13 protein-coding genes are annotated in these 20,519 nt (G+C 44.2%); 2 read left to right on the top strand and 11 right to left on the bottom strand.

The features are described from left to right. Positions 1-7 precede the first annotated feature (7 nt). Positions 8-1,753 (bottom strand): extracellular solute-binding protein, encoded by a 1,746-nt coding sequence (locus PODO_RS07885; RefSeq protein ID WP_036680971.1) that lies wholly within the window; start codon positions 1,751-1,753, stop codon positions 8-10. A 405-nt stretch (positions 1,754-2,158) separates the two neighbouring features. After that, a complete protein-coding gene (locus tag PODO_RS07880) occupies positions 2,159-3,112 on the bottom strand; it encodes a glycoside hydrolase family 43 protein (RefSeq protein ID WP_036680969.1) in 954 nt (317 codons plus the stop codon). A 494-nt stretch (positions 3,113-3,606) separates the two neighbouring features. On the opposite strand from PODO_RS07880, the gene ilvD reads away from it, so the two are divergent. Further along, positions 3,607-5,292 carry a dihydroxy-acid dehydratase gene (ilvD, locus tag PODO_RS07875; RefSeq protein ID WP_036680967.1) on the top strand — a complete coding sequence of 562 codons (1,686 nt, stop codon included), beginning with the start codon at positions 3,607-3,609 and terminating at the stop codon, positions 5,290-5,292. 177 nt (positions 5,293-5,469) lie between these two features. On the opposite strand, the gene PODO_RS07870 is transcribed toward ilvD, so the two are convergent. After that, a complete protein-coding gene (locus PODO_RS07870; RefSeq protein WP_038569525.1) occupies positions 5,470-6,870 on the bottom strand; it encodes a polysaccharide deacetylase family protein in 1,401 nt (466 codons plus the stop codon). A gap of 210 nt (positions 6,871-7,080) precedes the next feature. On the opposite strand from PODO_RS07870, the gene PODO_RS07865 reads away from it, so the two are divergent. Continuing rightward, a complete protein-coding gene (locus tag PODO_RS07865; RefSeq protein ID WP_038569524.1) occupies positions 7,081-8,274 on the top strand; it encodes an AI-2E family transporter in 1,194 nt (397 codons plus the stop codon). Here the strand turns inward: PODO_RS07865 and PODO_RS07860 are convergent. The 8 genes from PODO_RS07860 to PODO_RS07820 form a co-directional block, all read right to left on the bottom strand. Then, on the bottom strand, positions 8,232-10,043 hold the full coding sequence (locus PODO_RS07860; protein WP_370510597.1) for a peptidoglycan D,D-transpeptidase FtsI family protein: 1,812 nt from the start codon (positions 10,041-10,043) through the stop codon (positions 8,232-8,234). The genes PODO_RS07865 and PODO_RS07860 overlap by 43 nt on opposite strands. Before the next feature lie 170 nt (positions 10,044-10,213). Further along, positions 10,214-12,286, bottom strand: coding sequence for a methyl-accepting chemotaxis protein (locus tag PODO_RS07855; RefSeq protein WP_052096882.1), 2,073 nt, complete (start codon positions 12,284-12,286; stop codon positions 10,214-10,216). 47 nt (positions 12,287-12,333) lie between these two features. Continuing rightward, positions 12,334-13,296: an acetylxylan esterase gene (locus PODO_RS07850; RefSeq protein ID WP_143758712.1), complete on the bottom strand. Its 963-nt coding sequence runs from the start codon at positions 13,294-13,296 to the stop codon at positions 12,334-12,336. Positions 13,297-14,813: 1,517 nt separating this feature from the next. Beyond that, on the bottom strand, positions 14,814-15,845 hold the full coding sequence (locus PODO_RS07840) for a glycoside hydrolase family 130 protein (protein WP_038569519.1): 1,032 nt from the start codon (positions 15,843-15,845) through the stop codon (positions 14,814-14,816). Between the two features lie 76 nt (positions 15,846-15,921). Beyond that, entirely contained in the window at positions 15,922-16,755 is an 834-nt protein-coding gene (locus tag PODO_RS07835; RefSeq protein WP_036675551.1) for a carbohydrate ABC transporter permease, read from the bottom strand. 3 nt (positions 16,756-16,758) lie between these two features. Then, positions 16,759-17,640, bottom strand: coding sequence for a carbohydrate ABC transporter permease (locus tag PODO_RS07830; RefSeq protein ID WP_036675555.1), 882 nt, complete (start codon positions 17,638-17,640; stop codon positions 16,759-16,761). A 128-nt stretch (positions 17,641-17,768) separates the two neighbouring features. Beyond that, the gene (locus PODO_RS07825) at positions 17,769-19,136 is read right to left on the bottom strand and encodes an ABC transporter substrate-binding protein (protein ID WP_038569518.1); all 1,368 of its coding nucleotides are present in this window, start codon (positions 19,134-19,136) and stop codon (positions 17,769-17,771) included. A gap of 319 nt (positions 19,137-19,455) precedes the next feature. Continuing rightward, positions 19,456-20,235, bottom strand: coding sequence for a response regulator transcription factor (locus tag PODO_RS07820; RefSeq protein ID WP_036675560.1), 780 nt, complete (start codon positions 20,233-20,235; stop codon positions 19,456-19,458). Positions 20,236-20,519 lie beyond the last annotated feature (284 nt).

The following is a 20,519-nucleotide window of genomic DNA, read 5'->3' as shown; positions in this document are numbered from 1 at the left end:
CAACCACCTATCGTTTGTTATATCGATCTAAGGCTGCCTGATGGATACTCAAAAACTCTTCCAGTCCCATGCTCTGAGCTTCTTTCAAAAATTTATCATAGGCATCTACCGGCAGGTCTCCCATTATGATTTTTGCAAAATACTCTCCGCGCAGTGTCGACAGCTGGTTTCCAAGCTCGGCTTCCCGCGAAGCTTCATCCTTGGTAAAAGAAATAGGTGGCATAGCCATACTGGTGTCCATATTTTCTGTCCAATTCTTGCGAATGTCTCCCGAATAACTTCCTTTGGCAGCGATCAGCGGGTTGGAATGATGCTCATCCCGGATATCCGGCCAGTTGTGCATCCGGTATTTCCATAAGGTTGTCGATACGGGCTGACCTTCAGGGTCTTTAAAGATATAACTGTTCTCTGGATAATAAGGCATTCCCGTGTCATCAATCAGGTGGACCGTGCCGTATTCACCAAAGTTAATCAATTCCCAGCCCTTTTTACTGTAATTAAAATCAAGCCAAGCCATTGCCGCTTCTACATTTTTGCTTTGCGTTGTGATCGCAGCTTCGATCCCCGCTCTTTTGAAATTTTTGTACGTGGTTGCGGACTTATCTCCTTTGTTTAGAACCGGGTTCAGTGCCCCCACAAAGTCGATACCGCTTTGCTCTTTCCAATAACTCCACATCGTATCCGGAGAGTCCATCATCATCGCGGTATCTCCCGAAATGGCACTCGCCATTCTCTGGTTAAAGTCTGCCGTTGCCCAGTCCGGGTTCAGTAATCCTTCTTTGTTCCATTGCTGCATGGTGGTCAAATATTCCTTAGCTTTCGGCTGTGCTGGCCCCCAGGCCACTTTGCCATTCTCATCAAGGAACGTCCAATCCCATACTCCATATGCGCCATTTATGATGCCGGTAAAAATCTGGCCGTAAGTAGAGCCGTAATTAAGTGGTGCTTTGTATCCGACTTCCTTTGCTTTTGTCAGGAAGGTATGCCATTCATCAATCGTATTTGGAACTTCAAGCCCTGTTTTATCCAGCGCCTCTTGCTTAATCAACGTTCCAAACCAAGTCCACTCTGAATATGGGGCGATGCCATAAAAGCCAAGCAGCTTGCCGTCATCCGTGACCGTGGTTTTTCTTCTTGATTCATCCGAATTGCGCCACTTCGTATAGTTCGGAGCATTTTTCTCCATCAGATCTGTCAGATCGATATAAGCGCCGTCATTTACGCCCGCTTCAAAACCTCCCGGATAACGTCCCGGCTCAATGATAATGTCAGGCAGTTCACCGGAGGAGATCATCAGCGTGAAGGCATCCGCTTCCTGGCCGATTGGCGGCGTGATGAAGTTTACTTTGATTCCCGTTAATTGCTCCACCTGCTTCTGGACAGCATGATTGTTCATATCCGGAATATTGGAATTCGCAGGCATCCATACATCCAGAACCACATCACCTTTAACAGGATAAGCTGAGTAATCATTTGGAATGACTTCATCGAAAACGTCGCCGAGGTATGTATCATTCAAGGAATGATTAACTTCGTCGATTTGCTCTTGCGTTGGGGCTGTATTGCCGCGTATGTCTGCGCTGATATCTGTAAACTCAACCGGGTCTTTGGCTGTGCTCTCGTTCTCTTTGTTGTTGGAGCCACCGTTATCAGCCCCATTGTTTGCACTGTTGCCACTACATGCTGTTACAGTCGAAATGATCAGTATTAACACAAATAAAAGACTAAAAAAACGCTTTGCATTGTTCTTCATACTTAACCTCCCACTATAAAATATTTGCCACAACGCCTTAAGCAAATCCAAAGCTTGGAACCACGCTCCTTTTTGCCCTGTAGATAACTCCCCTTGATTAATACAGTTTTTCTGTATCTCAGATCGAATTATAAGCATCCAAAATCCATATGTCAACGCTTTCATACAATAATTTTGTAATCTTACGAACTTTTCTCAAACAAATATATGGCTACACCAACTACAAACCTATTAAAAAAACGTACTAAACACCCTGTATTTTGGCGAAAAAACCCTTATAACACAGGCGTTTTTCGTCAATTATTATCGACAGCGAATAAAAATATCTGCATTACATGAAAAGGCCATTCATTACAGTTTTTCTGTAATGAATGGCCTTTTCAATCTTGTTTTTCTGTTTTATTCTTATTCTCCCGACGGTACGGTCTGAGCAAGCGTATCCCTACAAGGAACCCCAAAATCCGGTGTCCCATCCACCTTCCACCCAAATTTCTGGATACGGGTTGCTCGCAAAGACACATCCGCTCCAGCGGAAGGAAGCGCATGATAGACTATCCAATCTTCCTTGCCATCAGGAGATCGTGTGAAGCTATTGTGCCCCGTGGCAAAAATCCCGTTCTCTACACTTTTGCAAAATACAGGCGACATTGATTTTTCCCATGACAGCGGTTGCAAAGGATCTGCCGCTTCGCTCATGGTGAGCATCCCTAGTGCATAATCCTCAGACCAAGTCGTACTTGCCGAATAAACCATGAAAATACGATTGTTGCGCCGCAAAATTACCGGACCTTCGTTAATCGCCATGCCACCTTGCTTCTCCCATGACAGAGTTGGAGCGGTAAGCAGGTGATGTTCCCCTTCCAAGGTCCAAGGATTACTCATTCGCATAATGTAAATAGCCGACCCATAATCAGGGAAATGACCATATCCCGCATACAGAAAGTACAGCTGATCCCGCAATGACATTACTGTTCCATCCAACCCTGGGACAGGTGTCTGCAAAGCACCTCTCCATACCCACTGCCCTTCCAGCGGGTTTGCCTCTTCATTCTCCAGCACGCAAATCCGTCGTGAATCGTCGCCTCCTCCGTCATTCGCAGTGTAGTAAATGTACCATTTGTTGTCCAAATGATGAATTTCCGGCGCCCACAGATTGTAACTGTAGCTGCCCCCCGGTTCGGGAGACCAGATCACTTTCTTGTCGCCCTCCGCAAGGCCGGTCAAGGTTCTAGATCTCGTCAGCTCCAGACATTTAGCTTTTGTGGCCATAAAGTAATAATATCCATCGGTATGTTTGAATACCCATGGGTCTCCTGAGCTTGCTACAATTGGATTTAAATAAGTTGTACGCTGTGACATTCCCTTTCCCTCCTTAGCTTTTCATCCCCGTAAAAACGATCCACCGCGGCGATAATAATACACAAATCCCGATTTTCCAGCACCTCCCATAAAATAATAACTCCCATCATACTCAGCTCTCCTAAAGTTGTCTAGAGTGGTAAATAGATACATCCGAACCCTGATCCATTTTCCAAATAAAGCACTTTCCTTTCGAAAATGAGCTTTTCCTCCACTTCCCACGCTTTGCGTCAATCGACAAACTTCACATTGTCCGGTAGAAAAAACGTGCTCTTTGTGATAGACTCACTAATAACAATGACTTCTCCGTTCATTTTAGGCGGTAACTGTTTATACCAAAACAGCGGCTTTTTTTATAGAAACGGCATCGCTTTTCTTATTCAGGAAGCAGGTCCCCGTTCTTTCTATAAACCGTATATACGCAGGTCTTTGGAGTTCATTGCGTTAATGCGACACTATATTTGATTGAAATTCATTTAGGGGGGAATGTCATTATGGCAGCCAAGAAAATGCGTTCAGACATGATTAAAAAAGGCTTTGACCGTGCTCCACACCGTAGTCTCCTGAGAGCAGCCGGAGTAAAAGAAGAAGATTTCGGAAAGCCGTTTATTGCGGTCTGCAATTCCTATATTGATATTGTTCCAGGGCATGTGCATTTGCAAGAGTTCGGTAAAATCGTTAAGGAAGCGATTCGCGAAGCTGGTGGCGTTCCTTTTGAATTCAATACGATCGGCGTAGATGACGGAATTGCTATGGGACATATCGGCATGCGTTATTCACTGCCAAGCCGCGAGATCATCGCTGACGCCTTGGAAACCGTAGTTTCCGCGCATTGGTTCGATGGCATGGTCTGCATCCCTAACTGTGATAAAATTACACCGGGCATGATGATGGGCGCACTGCGTGTTAACATCCCAACCATGTTCGTAAGCGGCGGCCCAATGAAAGCCGGCGTAGATAGTAAAGGTAACAAGCTCTCTCTGACCTCGGTATTTGAAGGCGTTGGTGCTCACCAAGTCGGCAAAATCAACGATGCAGAGTTGCTTGAATTAGAACAATTCGGTTGTCCAACCTGTGGATCTTGTTCCGGAATGTTCACTGCCAACTCCATGAACTGCCTTGCAGAAGCACTTGGACTGGCATTGCCAGGTAACGGTACAATTTTGGCTGTTGCTGATGAGCGTAGAGAATTTGTTCGCAGATCCGCAACACAACTGATGGAATTGATTAAGCTGGATCTTAAACCAAGAGATATCGTAACTAAAGAATCCCTTGATAACGCATTTGCACTGGATATGGCAATGGGTGGTTCTACTAACACAGTGCTGCACACCCTTGCATTAGCTCAAGAAGCAGGTATCGATTATCCGCTTGAACGCATTAACGAAGTTGCAAACCGTGTTCCATATCTGGCTAAGCTGGCTCCAGCTTCTGATATCTTTATCGAAGATGTGGACCGTGCGGGCGGCGTTAGTGCTGTATTGAATGAACTGCTGAAGAAACCAGGTGCTCTGTTCGGGGAATGTATGACCGTTACCGGCAAAACATTAGCCGAGAACGTAATCGGACACGAGATCCAAGATACTTCCGTAATTCATACTATCGACAACCCTTACTCCGAAAGAGGCGGTCTGGCCGTACTTTACGGAAACTTGGCTCCTGAGGGTTCTATCATCAAGGTTGGTGCAGTTGATGCTTCAGTAGGCGGATATCATAAAGGTCCTGCGATCTGCTTTGATTCCCAAGAAGCTGCACTGGAAGGTATCGCCAACGGTAAAGTTAAAGAAGGCCATGTAGTCGTTATCCGCTATGAAGGTCCTAAGGGCGGACCTGGAATGCCGGAAATGCTGGCGCCTACTTCACAAATCGTGGGTATGGGGCTGGGTGCTAAGGTCGGTCTGATTACAGACGGTCGTTTCTCGGGGGCTTCCCGCGGAATCAGTATCGGTCATATCTCTCCAGAAGCAGCTGAAGGCGGTCCGATCGCTTTTGTTGAGGATGGAGACATCATTGAACTGGATCTCAACAACCGGAAGATTGAATTGCTGGTTGAAGAAGAAGTATTAGCAGTTCGTCGTACAGGTTGGAAAGAATTCGAACCTAAAGTTAAAACTGGTTACCTGGCTCGTTACTCCAAAATGGTTACCAACGCAAGTAACGGCGCTGTGCTGAAGATCTAATCCCTTTAGCAGAAAAGAATATTAAAACAAGCAAGAGCAGTCCCACCTTAGTATTTTTACTGGCGGGCTGCTCTTTTTTTAATTATCCCAACAAAAAAATGTTCCACAACCCAACGTTGGATTGTAGAACATCTCTTTACACGTCCACTGTATAATATTTATCAATAAGATCATGAATCAATTTGTTACTGTCGCACCTGGCATTTCTACTTCCGCAACCGAATCATTAAGTGACAACGATTCTTCCTGTTGCGATTTGCGTTTTTTTGCAGTTTTCGGATGATGAGGCAGCTGTTGATTCATCTTTTTGAGCAGCTCTGAGACAGGCATCAGGATAAGCTTCGGCACAAGGACCTCGCTCCGTTCTTTAAGCCTTGCCCCACCTGCTGGATGAATCACACTTAACAGGATCCTTAAGTAAAATTTAGAGGAACGTGCGAATAAGCCATCCGGCAAATCGCGTACGGTAAAGCCGAATTTCTCCGGTCCCCGGTTAATCATGCTGACCCCGTAAAGCGCTTTGGCTTCTGCAAGATCCACATCTTTGGCAATGATCTCAGCAAGAATGGGCAGATCCTTTTCCATTCTGCGGATCATTCGAATCGCAAGTTGAGCGGAAGAACGTGAATGAATTCCTAATTCGAACAGCTGTTTATTATCGATGTGCAGCTCAATGACTTTGTCACCTTTACGGAGCAGTGCTCCACCCTCGAGTTCAACCGGTTCGCCCTGATATTTCCGCATCCGATAATGCAGGAAAGGATCTGACGGAGTAATCGTTTGGAGATGAAAAAGAGCTTGAAATACCTGTTCCCAAGCTAACCAAAGTCCTACAAGCACCCGTTTACCAAAAGATAAGCGCCGGATAGGTGACGTCTCAGCCATCTTAATCATTTCGTCAATCCGAATGCTGCGGAGTCCCCGTTTACGGGCTTCCTCCAGTGTCTGCTCAAGAGCCACAAGCATATTCCCTGGAGCATCCGCATCTGCACCCAGCGTTGTGCCGCTATCATGCAACAACATCACTTCCCCGGGATTTAGACGGGCCAGCATCTTCTCAGTAAGTTTTTCGGCGCCGAGCTTCTCACGCCAATCGCCAAACATTGCCGACCAAAGCACAATTTCAACTTGGCGTCGTTTGGAAATATCAAATAAATTGACAATGCCCCAAGGTGGACGGTAATACGTACTGCGTTCGCCAATAATATTATAAATAATATCATTCGTACGTTGAATCTGCCGGCGGACGGTTGCTGGCCGCATGAGCCAGTTCGTCTTGTGAACATAATTATGAATCCCGATGAGATGTCCCTCATCATGGATACGCTGAATAAGATCAGGATAACGTTCAGCATTAGAGCCTACTACAAAAAAGGTCGCTTTTGCATCATACCTCTTCAGTAATTCCAGCAGTAATGGTGTAAATCGAGGATCAGGTCCATCATCGAAGGTCAGAGCGAATTCATTTCGCCCAGTTCCTTTACGAAAGACACGGTAACCAAAAATCCGGCTGATCATACCAGGGATAAAAGCATAAAATGATGAGATGTAAAATAACCAGAGCAGCAAAGTCTGCATATTAATTCCCCGCTTTTCCAGAGTTGACTTTGGCTCGCCTAATGTCTGCAAGCAGAACCTGTGAAACGGCCAAGTGAAGTAGAATAAAAAAAACGTTACCCCCTATTTTAACACATGTATCAAAGAAATAGACGCTTTTAAAGTAAAATCATGTACAATGTAATCAACCTGGCATATCCACTTATAAAAAAAAGGGAGTTGTTTATATCTATGCTGCCGTTATACAAAAAATATTGGCGCACATTTTTTGACATCGGATTAATTGTCCTCACGGTTTATTTAATTATGTTCTCCTTTAGTAAACTGTACCAGTTAGCTGCACCTGTATTCCTGTCTTTTTTTGTATTTTTGCTTATCGAACCCTTGGCCCGCTTCTTGAACCGCCGTGGTCTTGGTAAACCTTTCGCCTCCGCTATTTCAGTGTTGCTCTTTCTGATTGTGCTGTTAGGTACATTATTTGGTGCCGGTCTACTGATTACGATCCAGGCCCTTCACTTCCAAGAGAACCTCCCTAAATATACATATGTGGTGCAGCAGCATTTTGTGGAGACCACGACCTACCTGCAGCAAAAAATAGATAACTTGCCACCCGATATTACGAACAAGGTCAACGGCTACTTTAAAGATGCCACGGATGTCCTAACAGGATGGCTGATTACTTTTCTAAAATATATGGCCGGTATTCTTGGCTCCTTCTCCACCTTCATGGCCAATTTCGGGATAGCCATCATTTTGGCATTTTTCCTTAGCATGGAGATCAAAGATTGGCGTAAAATCGCGCATGACAAAATGCCAAAAACTTTTAAGAACGCCTTTGCCTTTTTACAAGGCAATGTTTTTAAAGCCATCGGGTCCTATTTAAAAGCACAACTTATTCTGATCAGCATTACTTTTGCCATAGTTCTGGTTGGCTTATTTATTCTGCGAACCGGCAACGAAATCACAATGGCGTTAGTCTGCGCTGTATTTGATGTTTTGCCGCTTCTTGGCGTGACGACAATTTTAGTCCCTTGGATCATCTATTTGTTCATCGTGGGCAATACTTCACTGGCTATCGGATTAATTATCCTCCTTGCCATTGTACTAATTGTTAGACAGCTGCTTGAGCCGAAGATTACCGGGAATTCGATTGGCGTATCCTCAGCTTTCCTTATGCTGTCGTTCGTCATTCTGTCCACATCTGCTTTCGGTATGGCCGGTCTGATCCTGTCGCCGATTCTGCTTATTCTGATAAAAGAACTGATTCAACAAGGGTATCTTCAGAGCTGGATCTATCTTCCGCAAGAGGAATTTATCGTTTCGCCCTTTGCTGCTAACGGTCCAGCTTCCAATCATACCAGCTCTGCGCCACCACCTGAACCTCAAGCTCCAGAGGGAACCGATGATAGTAAATCCAACACTTGACCAAACAGCTTAACCGCTAGATGTGAACTGTCCGGAGCAACGTTCTCAACCGCTACCGACACAGCATATCTGGGATGATCCACCGGCCCATAGCCGATAAACCATTGATTGTTACGCGGCACACCCTTAACAAGGGTTTGTGCCGTACCTGATTTCCCGGCAACCGGCCATTTCGTACTCTGCAGACTTGTGCCGGTTCCATCCGTAACAACTTTACGCATCCAGGACAGCAGCTGGCGGGCTGTAGATTCTGAGATCCTCCCTGCAGTTGAAGGGGAAAGATGACCCGGCAGATCCTCTAGCTTTTGACCATTTGCAAAGGTCACACGCTGGAGAATTCTTGGCGCTCTCACTTCCCCTCCATGCAGTAACGTCACTACCAGGTTGGCTGCCTGAAGTGGTGTCACTTGCACATCTCGCTGCCCAATGGCCGTCTGCACTCTGGCGCCTGGATCATCCGGCAGCAAAGAAGTGAAGATCGTCCCCTTCTGCTCACCGGATAGTGGCTTAAGAACTGGAAAACCAAGCGTATTCTCCGCTTGCCAGCTAATATCTCTTCCGAGCCCCAGCGCGAGTGCTGTCGCTTGAAGCTGCGCCCCACTTAAGCGCTCTGCCAGCGCAGCAAATACTGTATTACAGGACACGGCGAACCCTTGCGCCAGCGTGAGGGCGCCGTGTCCTTTTCCTTTTAGACAAGATAATCCATATTTCTCATATTGCCCTGAACAATAGAAGAGCTCATCCGCTGAGGTGACCTCGGCTTCTAGTGCCGCTGCTGCTGTGACGATTTTGAAGATTGATCCAGGTACAGCAGCCTGCAGCGCCCGGTTATTCCACTCTCCCCCTTCAGGGGATATCTTCTCTGGGTCGTAAAAAGGTAAAGATACCATGGCTTCAATATCTCCCGTTCCGGTGTCTAACACCACCACGGCTCCTTCCTCCATTCCAGCTTTGACAGCTAACTCCTCTATTTGTTCCTGAAGCTTTTTATCAATCGTTGTATATAAAGACAGCGGATAATACGGATTGCCCGGGGTTCGTACTTGAATGGGACTGCCCGGGACACGTTGCCCGTGCGCATCAACCTGAGCGTATGCCTCAGTATGCCCGACGCCTCGAAGCAACGGCTCCAGGGTCTTTTCTAACCCGTCCGTTCCTGTCATCGGAATTCTCAGCCCCGATGGCGAAGCCTTCCCACCAGTGTTTGGGACCGCTTCCGATAAATATCCAAGCCACTGCCGTCCAGTTGCGTTCCCATCATATCTGCGAGCAAAAGGAAGCACGCCTACGCCCTCGATCCCCAATGCACTCACTTCTTCCGCTTGTGCGGATGTAAGTGCGAGCGGTCCTTTTCCCACTGAGGATGGCCAAAGCAGAGGTTCTTTAAGGGAAGAGCGCTTGTTTAGCAATTGCTCATAACTCACTCCAAGGATAGCTGCCAATCGGTGCATGGACTCAGCTTCTTCGTATACAACCTTCGTCACGGTATTCCTAGCCTTCGCCTCTTGAGGAAAAAAAGCAGCCGTCCAAATGGTTTCCCCGGCAAGGGGTTCACTCTTTCGGTCATACAGGCGCCCCCGCCCAGTATCCAATACAGTCTCCCGTTCGCTTTGAATTTCCGCCATCTTTGCAAGTGTATATTTCGTTCCAGGGACCGTCTGTTCCTTCATAAACAGTTGAATCCACGCCAGCCTAAGGACCAACACGGCTACCACTGAACATAAAATAATCAGTCCGCCGAGTATGCGTCTGTGGACATTATTGTGCAATCCCATTCCTCCTGACTGACGTTCATAGCCTTTATTATGTCCCACCCGCTGGATTATTTACACTCATGCTTAGTTAGCTATTTTATAACCTTTTGAATAGCACAAAGACCAGTCCCAAATAATTGGAGACTGGTCTTTGTATTGAAAATAATTACTGAGGTTATGCAAGGTTACAAATTAAACTTGGACAGTTTTTCTTGCAACTGCCGGGACGCATGCTCAAGCTGCTCAGACAGCTCCACTAAATGATCACTCACACTTTGTTGCTCCCCGCTAAGCGAAGCCACTTCTTGCGAAGCTGCTGATGATTCCTCTGCAATGGAGCTGATATTGCCCATGGAATTTGACAGCACCTTTTGGGATTGGCTCAAGCTATCCATCGATAAAGCAACAGATTCCAAACGTGTAATAAAATGACGCATCTGATCCTGTACAGATACGAAGATATCGCTAGTGCTCTCCACTGAAGTCACCTGCTGATTAAAAAGAGGGGCTACTTCCGAGAGAACACCTACGGTCTCGTTCATATCCTTCATAATGGTGTCTGTTATATTAGCCACCACAGCAATGGAATCTTTGGACTGATCTGCAAGCTGGCGTATTTCATCGGCCACTACCATAAATCCCCGGCCGGACTCCCCTGCCCTTGCCGCTTCTATCGTTGCATTTAGAGACAAAATATTCGTCTGCTGTGTAATATTCTGCATAACATCAAGCACCTTCATCACTGATGATGTGGTGTCTTGCAGCTCATTCACTTTCAACACGAGCTTATTCGTCATATCGCCCGTCTTATTGGTTTTGCCAAGCAGCTCTTTTAACTCATTAAAACCTTCTTCACTAAGCACGCCGATACTATGTGCGGTATGATCCATCTCATGCGTAGCTGAGTTCACTTTGTTCATTTGCACCGAAATTTGCCCCGTAAGCTCGTTGCCCTGGTCCGCCTCCAAAGCCAGGCTGCCTGAACCTCCGGCAATTTCTTCTGTTGCAGCGGCAATCTCTTTGGCGGCCATCGCTGTCTTACGCGATACCCCACTAAGTTCATTGGCCGTTTCCATTACCTTTCGAGCCGTTTCATTAGTATGGATAACCAGTTCTGTGATCCGTTCCATCATCCTATTAAAGGAACCCGATAACTGACCTATTTCATCTCGTGAGGTAATCTCCGTGCGTACTCCAAGATTCCCATCTGCCCCCTTAGACATTAAATCTTTAAGCCGGGTCAAGGGCTTGGATACCATTCTGTACATCCAGTAACCAATTAGAATGGCGACAATAGCAGCCACCGCAACAATAATATATGTAGTTTTTAGAATACGAAGTGCGTCTTTCGTAAGATTCTCAGCCGGAACAACACCAAGCAATCTCCAGCTGGAGCTTTCCATCGTCCCATACACAGCTAGTATGGATTTCCCTTTCTCATCCTTCGTTGGCAATGACCCCGCCTCATGCTCCAAACCATGAAGAAGGGTCCCTCCCAGACTGAGATAAGTATCTGTTCCTACTTGCTGGGACGATGCGATCAATTCATCCTTATCCGTCAGCAATTGCATGTAAGAGCTGGGTCCGAGATCAACTTTACGAAGCTGATTTTCTAATTCACTAATTCTAATATCACAGATAATTATGTATCCCGGGCTTTGTGTATCCCCAGCTATCGATTGTGCCAAATGAAACATACCCGAAGTATTTCCTTCTTGTTCTTGTACTGTCCGGGGAATCCACAGTGTTTGTGGTTCCTCTTCAAGCTGCTTGAACCATGATGATTCTCTGAATTCCTTGATAAAAGCGTTGTCTTTTGATCCCGCTGAAGAAGTGGGGACTTCCTGATTCATCGGGATGAGGTATACAGCTTCTACCCCCTTTGATGCGGTCAGCCAGGCATTCAGCTCGGCGCTAATCTGGTTAGACTGCAAATTACGTTCCTCATTACTTGTAGTGGGATTATTCCCTTGTTTGAGTGCATCCTGAATCTCATTGTTGTAAAGAATTCTTCCTAGGCCGTCCTCATAACGCAATAATTCAACATCAAACTTCTCTGCAGCTTGGACGACTGTCTGTTGATTGGCTGACAGCGCGTTATTCTCGATCGTTTGCTCAGCTACGGAATAGGAAATGTAGCCAAGTGAGAGAACGAGCACCATTGTTGAGATGAAGAAGATGAGAAAAAGCCGCACCCCAATCGATTTGGCAGGGTGCAGCTGGAAATGCGCCTTTTCTTTTTTTGCTTGCGACTTCATCAATTGTTCACCACCGTTGTCTTCAGTTATGCCTGCTGGCTTATCTCTTACAAGGTCATGAACAATTCCAACGCCCGATCGGCAAGATATGGTAAATACTCATGACCGTACTCATAATAAACCATAAGCTCTTTGGACGCTAGTATTTTATTGTATGCGGCAAATTGAGTTGAAGGTGGACAAATCGTATCGGATAACCCGGTAACCCACAGTACTTTAGCCTGAATTCTTTCCGCAAGATTCTGAATATCGATATAGCCGAGCCTATTAAAAATCTCATCCTCACGCAAATGATGGGGATCAAAAAACCGGAAATAATAGTTGATCTCCTCATAAGCTGAGGTGGTAATATCCAGTTCCCAAGCACGTTTATAATCTGAAAGGAAGGGATACACAGGCAAGGCTATTTTTAAGCGAGGCTCTAATGCTGCACAAGCGACAGTCAGCGCTCCACCTTGAGATAGTCCAAAGGCACCTACACGCTCAGGATCAACTTCATCCATAGACATCAGAACTCGGGCAGTCTGTGCCGTATCCAAAAACACATTGCGATAATAAAGGTTATATGGATTAGGATCATCCATCCCTCGAATGATATGTCCACGTATCGTGGTGCCCTTTACGGTAAGATTATCTTCGGAGAGGCCGCCCTGTCCGCGACAATCCATCGCCAGGACGCTAATCCCGTGGGCAGCATAAGCCACCTTCTCCATCCAATCCCCGCTGTCACAGGAGTACCCATGGAACATCACTAGACCGGGGCCTTTTTTATGTACGTTTTTCTTCGGTCTTACATATTTGCAATGGATTCTTGCACCGCCAACTCCGGTAAAATACAAATGGAAACACTCCGCAAGCTCACTGACAAACTCCGCCGGCTCCAGCTCATAATCCAGCGGCTGTGCATCCAGATCACGTAATGCCCGCTCCCAAAACTGCTCGAAATCACCCGGCTTTGGACTACTTCCGTTATATTCCTTTAACTGTGACAAATTCATGTCGCTTCCCAAAATATTGTTCCTCCTTAAGTTATGTAACGATATTGTTCGCTTACTGTTCGTAACCGCGAAGCATCGTTACAGTTACTATGCTAGATAGAAACGGAAAACCCAATATGGGTTTTCCGTTGGTGTATGGATATTTGCGATGGGATAGTGGGACGGGATAGTGGGATGGGTTAGTTGCGTTTTCTGCGACTGAATAGTTTAATTGCAGCTCCGAGGCTGGATAGTTGCACTTTGTGCAGCTATATTTCAGCTGAATATGTGTGTTTTCCTCTTAGTTGCACTTTGTACAACTAAAAAACAGTAAAAGGAGCTTTTGGAGGTTACTTGGCTGATATAGTTGCACGAAGTGCAATTATATCGCCTAGTAACCAAAGAAATGTTAGTTTAAGTGCACAGAGTGCAACTATTTACGTCGAAGTCCTAGAGTAACTAAGCAACAGAGTAGCAGAATCACCAACAGATCCACATTCACCACTCACTCGCTGCTTGCCTATTACCTTCACAACTAATCATATTCTACGTGCCTATAACCTTCTTTTTACCTCTACAACCCCTCACATTCCACTTATCCGCTATCTTCTTATTACTTCTACAACTAATCATATTCCACGTACCAACTACCTTCTTATTACCTCTACAACTACTCACATTCCACTTATCCGCTATCTTCTTATTACCTCCACAACTAATCACACTCCACGTACCTACTACCTTCTTATTACCTCTACAACCACTCACATTCCACTTATCCGCTATCTTCCTCTTACCTCCACAACACCCACATTTTCCACCTTGCCCATTAACTTCTTTATAATCGGCACAGTAACAGCTTCTGGCTGGATAGTTGCACTTTGTGCAGCTATTACAGCTGAATATGTGTGTTTTCTCTCTTAGTTGCACTTTGTACAGCTAAAAAACGGCAAAAGGAGCTTTTGGAGGTTACTTGGCTGATATAGTTGCACGAAGTGCAATTATATCGCCTAGTAACCAAAGAAATGTTAGTTTAAGTGCACAAAGTGCAACTATTTACGTCAGAGCCATAGAGTTGCACTTTGTGCAGCTATTACAGCGGAATATGTCTTTTTCCCCTTTTAGTTGCACTTTGTACAACTAAAAAACATTAAAAGGAGCTTTTGAAGGTTACTTGGCTGATACAGTTGCACAAAGTGCAACTATATCACCTAGTAACCAAAGAAATGTTAGTTTAAGTGCACAGAGTGCAACTATTTACGTTAGAGCCATTGAGTAGCAAAGCCATGGAGTAACCAAGCCACAGAGTAACTAAGCAACAGACTGACAAAGCCGCCAACAGAGACGAATTCCCCCTCACCTGCTACTTATCTATTACAAGCAATATTGAGTTGTTCTGTTGCACATTCTGCAACAGAACGGAGGCCGCACATGGCAACCTCCGCACTGAGCACACTTAACAACACCAATCCCAACACTTCTTTCGAACTCTACGCTACGCAATTCTCCGGACAAGCAAGCTCTCTGCAAATATAGGTTATTAAGTCCAACTAGATTTTGCCTAAACCTGCATCATCGCCAACCTCTTCATGAGTTTCGATGACATAGTTGACGATTTCATTAACCGTTGTATAAGCAACGCCTACATAAGTATCAGCAGCGCCATAATAAATGGCGATATGGCCGGTTTCTGCATCATGCAGTGTGGCACATGGGAACAGGACGTTATTCACAAAACCTCTTTCCTCATACCATTCTTCTGGCGTTAATACAAAGTTTTTCGAGCGATATTTTACTTTTGAGGGCTCATTGATATCCAAAATAACCGCCCCCATGCTATACACAAGACCGTTGCAGGTTCCAGTTACGCCATGGTAGAACATCAACCAGCCTTCAGTAGTTTCAATCGGCGCTGGTCCGCCACCAATTTTGACACTTTGCCACCAGCCTTGACCACCCTTGGTCATTACATGGCGGTGTTTTCCCCAATATACGAAGTCAGGGCTCTCACTAAGGAACACATCACCAAATGGCGTATGGCCACTGTCACTTGGACGGGACAACATCACGAAGTTATTGTTGATTTTTCTAGGGAACAGTACGCCGTTCCTGTTGAATGGCAGGAATGGGTTTTCCAAGCTGATAAATGTTTTGAAATCTTGTGTTTTAGCTACACCAATAGCTGCGCCGTAGAAATCTGTACACCAGATAATATAAAATGTATCTTCAACCTTCACCAGACGTGGATCGTAAGCATAACGCGGCTGATAAGGATTACCTTCTTCATCTATAAATCGGATCGGCTCATCATCGATTTTCCAATCCAAACCATCCACACTATGTCCCATACGCAGATGCGGACGAGTCGTGTTATCTTCTACACGAAATACACCAATAAAACTGCCTTCATACGCAGCAACCGCACTATTGAAAATACGGGCTACACCTTTTGCAGGATTTCTTTTGATAACCGGGTTATCATTATGTCTCCAAATCGGATTCTCGTAGCCAGCAGGCTTTTCTTGCCAAGGCATGTTCGGGATGTTAATTGCACTTGCTCCAACCAATTTTACTTCACTCATTAGTATTCCCTCCAAATGTATGCAACTTTTCAGTATGCTATTTTATCTAGTACTGTTATTAAATTTACTGTTGAGCTCACTTTACAGAACCTTGCGAAAAACCATTGTAGATATATTTTTGCAAGGCGGTAAACACAACCAATGTAGGTATAATTGCGATCATAATCGCCGCACATATTACTTCCCACTGCGATCCATATGGACCTTTAAACTTAAAGAGTGCTGTGGAGATCGTTTGCAGATCTGTTTTCGGCATATAAAGGAAAGGGGTGTAAAAATCGTTATAAATATTAACACCCTTCACGATCACTACAGTTACAATCGCCGGCTTCAACAATGGCAAAATAATTCTCCAATAAATCGTCCAATACGAAGCTCCGTCCAGCATCGCGGATTCATCCAGTGACTCGGAGATCGAATCCAAAAACTGCATGAAGATATAAACAGCGATAATATCCGTGCCCAAGTACATAACGATTGGCGCCCATCTGGTATTAAATAATCCCAAGTGATTGATGATTTGGAAAGTAGCCACTTGTGTAGTTACGCCTGGAATCAGAGTAGCAATCAGGAACATACTAATTAGGATCTTACTGCCTTTAAATTTGAAGCGCGATAAAATATAAGCCATCATCGAACCCGTCAACGTGGCACCCGCAATAGAAATCACAACGATAATGACAGTATTTTTAAAACCGAGCAGCATTTTCCCGTCTACAAAAGCCTTTGTGTAGTTGGAGAAATTCAACCAATTCTCTGGCAGCGTTAACGGTCCGGTAGAAGCATATTCCGTTCCGGTCTTTAATGAAGCGAAAAACACGACCACGATAGGTATCAAAGCTACAAGTGCTCCCAAAATCAAGGTGAGATATTTGAATATACTAGCAGTGGTATATTTTACAGAATGCATAGTTTATTTCTCCTCCTTGATCAGAACGCGCTGCAAAATAGTAACTATGATAACAATACCCAGCAATACCACGGCCATCGCCGATGCCAAACCAACCTTGCTGTATTTGAAAGCTACATCGACCGTCTGAATAACGAATGTACTACTTCCGTTTGATCCGCCTGTCATGACGTATGGAATTTCGAATACCCCAATGGCGCCACTAACCGCAAGAATCAAGTTCAATTGCAGAATACGTTTAATGCTTGGCAAAATAATATGCATAAACTGATGCCATCTGTTTGCACCGTCAATTTCAGCGGCCTCATAGATATCCTTACCGATAGAAGAAATAGCTCCAAGGAAAATCAGGAAGTTCATTCCCATGTATCTCCACAGTGATGCACCTGCGAGCGAGAAGTTAATCAAATTAGGATTCAGAAGCCACTTCTGCTGCAGACTGCCAAGCCCAATCAGATTAAGAATCGTATCTAGCGTTCCATCTGGTTTGAAGAAGAAGAGAAAGATAAAACCGATCGCTACACCGTTTAGCAAGGTCGGGAAGAACAAAATCCCTTTAAACAAGTTTTTCATGCGAACACTAAAGCTTAAGATGGTTGCAAAATACAAAGCAAGTGCCATCTGGATAAAAGTGGTAAAGAAATAATACAAGCTGACCTTAAACACAGAAAAATACTCAGGTTTTGTAAAAATGGTCTTGTAGTTTTCTAAACCGACATATTCCATATTTTTGCTCAATCCATTCCAACTGGTGAAGCTGTACCGAAACATACTGATGACTGGATAATAAGCGAATGTGAGCAGCAATAATATCGGCACTAATGAGAATAAGATGATGATAGCGATTCTTTGATTTTTATAGCTCAAATTTGAAAACTTAAACACCCGATACACCTCCAGAAAAAGCATCCTCATTTATTTAAGACTCGTTTAAATGTGAAGGGGGAAATGCTTGTTAGCATATCCCCTCCCACATTCACTACCGCCTATAGCATCTAAGAAGCTTATAGTTGTTACTGTGCTGTGACTTTAGCGCGAGCGGCTTTCCACTTGTCGTTCAGGTCTTTCATGATGTCATCATAGGATTCTTTTCTGTTGCCAATCGCTGCTTCAATAATCCGTTTCTTGAAGTCTGGCTGCCAAGCACCGATCTCAGCTTGTTTGTCGATTTCATCAGACCAGCCTTCTTCACCAGCTTTAGCAGGAGCAAGAGTATCAAAGGTTACATCTGTACCTTCATATTGTTTCAGGATTTCTGGAAGCTCTGCACCGATAGCCGGGCTCATACCGCCGCCTTCAGTTGTAGGGTAATTAGATTCGTTGATGAACCAATCCACCCAAGCTCTAGCAGCTTCTTTGTTCTTACTGTGAATGCTGACACCCAGATTGTAGTCACCAGCAAGCGGCACAAGGATTTTATCCGCATTGGTTGGGAAAGGCATAAATCCAACATCGTCTGGATTTGTAGCCAGGCCTTTGATTTGGCCAATCGCCCAAGATCCAAGCACCATAGTCCCAATTTTTCCGTTGGCTAGATCAGCTTTGGAAGATTCCCAGTCTGTTGTAGTTGGATCTTCTTCAATCAAACCTTTTTGTGCTGCATCGTACAGAATTTTGTACAATTCATAGTGTGGTTGACCCGCTACATAGTTGTCGTCGCTAGCCACTTGAGCAATGTTTACATAATCACGGTCACCAGCTACTGTAGCCAGATCCGCTTCCCATTGCGTCAATGTCCAGCCTGCTGCGTAATTTGTGTAAAGAGGAACAGCTTGTGTTTTGTCTTTAATAGTCTGCAGGGCAGTCAAGAATTGTTCAGGGGTTTTGGGAACCTCTGTAATTCCGGCATCTTTGAAGACTTGTTTGTTATAAATAATCCCGTTAAAGTTGATGGTCATCGGAATACCATAGGCAACTCCGTCTACTGCACGTTCTTCCAGCCCTGTGTATTGTTTGCTCATTTCTTCGAGCTTGCCAAGAGGTTCGAAGAAATCAGGAATATCTTTTACAGCTATGCTAGTAGGTAACAAAAGAACGTCGCCATAATCACTAGTGCTCATACGAATTTTAATTTGGTCTTCGTAAGTAGCTAGCGCTTCAAAGTTCACCTTTACATCAGGATATTTCTCATTGAATTTAGCCGCATACTCTTTGAATACGGTATCAACAATATCTGTTCTTTGCGTTATGACTGTGATATCCCCTTTGATATCCTTGGCTGCTGTACCATCAGCTGGAGCAGTTGCCTCTGCTGAAGAACCATTGTTTCCTGTGTTTTTAGCAGCTTCATTGTTAGTGTTGTTGTTTGAGGAACAACCGCTAAACAATCCCGCCACAAGTGTTAGTGCCATCAAGCCCATCATTGTTTTGCCTTTTTTCATGCTGTTACGACCCCTCTCTTCAATTCAACTCTAGTTTTAGGTAAATAACAAATATAATAACTTTTATCATCACTCATAACTTGAAAGAGTAGTCATTAATACCGGATTATCTGAATTACTCTTGAAAACAAGTGATGATATCGCTTACAAACCCATTATAAATCTATTTTTGACGCAAAACGATGGTTTCAATTGCTTTTTCTGGTCTTGTATTTGTTATTTTTGTTTTACTTATAATAATTTTGTTATCTAATTTATAAAAATATCTACAAAAAAAGAGAGCTTTTCGCCCTCCTAATAAATAGCTTCCTATATATGCCTAAAACTCTCGTTCAATTTTCGGGAATTTACAGCCGCTTTTATAATCCTTAGGTGTCATACCACACATTTTCTTGAACAATTTATTAAAATATACCGGATCGCTATAACCCACCTTCTCGGCAATTTCATAATTCTTCAGGTCAGGATGCTCCATTAGCAGTTCCTTAGCTTTAGAAATTCTAATCCGAATCAGATAGTCTGTGATCGTCTGCCCCGTCTTTAATTTGAACAAACGGCTGAGATAACTCGCATTCATGCCCACCATCTCCGCTAAGCGTTCTAGCTCGAAGTTCTGATCATACTCTCTCTCCAGAATGCTTTTTGTCTGCTCAACTACATAATGTTCCCCACCATCCGCAGCTTGTGAGAAAATCTCCTCATGCTCCGTCACGTTCTTTTTCTTTACATCCTCTACTCTCTTAAGCAGCTCATATAGCTGAGTCTTATCAATCGGTTTAAGCAAATAATCCATCACCCCATGGCGGATCGCTCGACGGGCATATTCAAATTCACTAAAACCGCTAAGGACAGCAATAGGTATATCCTCCATATGGTCTCTAACCTGTTCAATCAGCTTAAAACCATCCATCCTAGGCATTTTGATATCTGTAATAAGCAGATCTATATCCTCTCGGGATAACTTTTCTAAATGTTCCCAGGCTTCCAACCCGTTTCCGTAAGATCCAATTACATGTACGTCTATTTCCATTCTGGATGTGATTTTTTCGAGCCCCCTGCGAATGACTTCCTCGTCGTCCGCAATCATAACATTTATCATTTAAGTAATTCCCTCCAGTTGTATCCGCCAGTTATTATGATTGCGCTATCATCACGAATAGTATCTCCCCATGCATTACGTCAATGTACGATTGCGCCCTTTTATAGTCTTATATTTACTATAACTAAAGTTATTCAAATTTCCCAGCTCCAACTACAAATTGTCCTTGAAATCATCTACGAAAAAGTATATAACTAAATTAAGTTGTTATTATAAACTAACAAAACAATAATAACTATCTAACAAAATTAAGTTTGCTAATTTATCTATTTCCATTTGTAAAG

It is taken from the genome of Paenibacillus odorifer, assembly GCF_000758725.1.
GTDB lineage: Bacteria > Bacillota > Bacilli > Paenibacillales > Paenibacillaceae > Paenibacillus_AQ > Paenibacillus_AQ odorifer.
The sequence above is the reverse complement of the archived record's forward strand: the minus strand, read 5'-3'. Positions and strand labels throughout refer to the sequence as shown.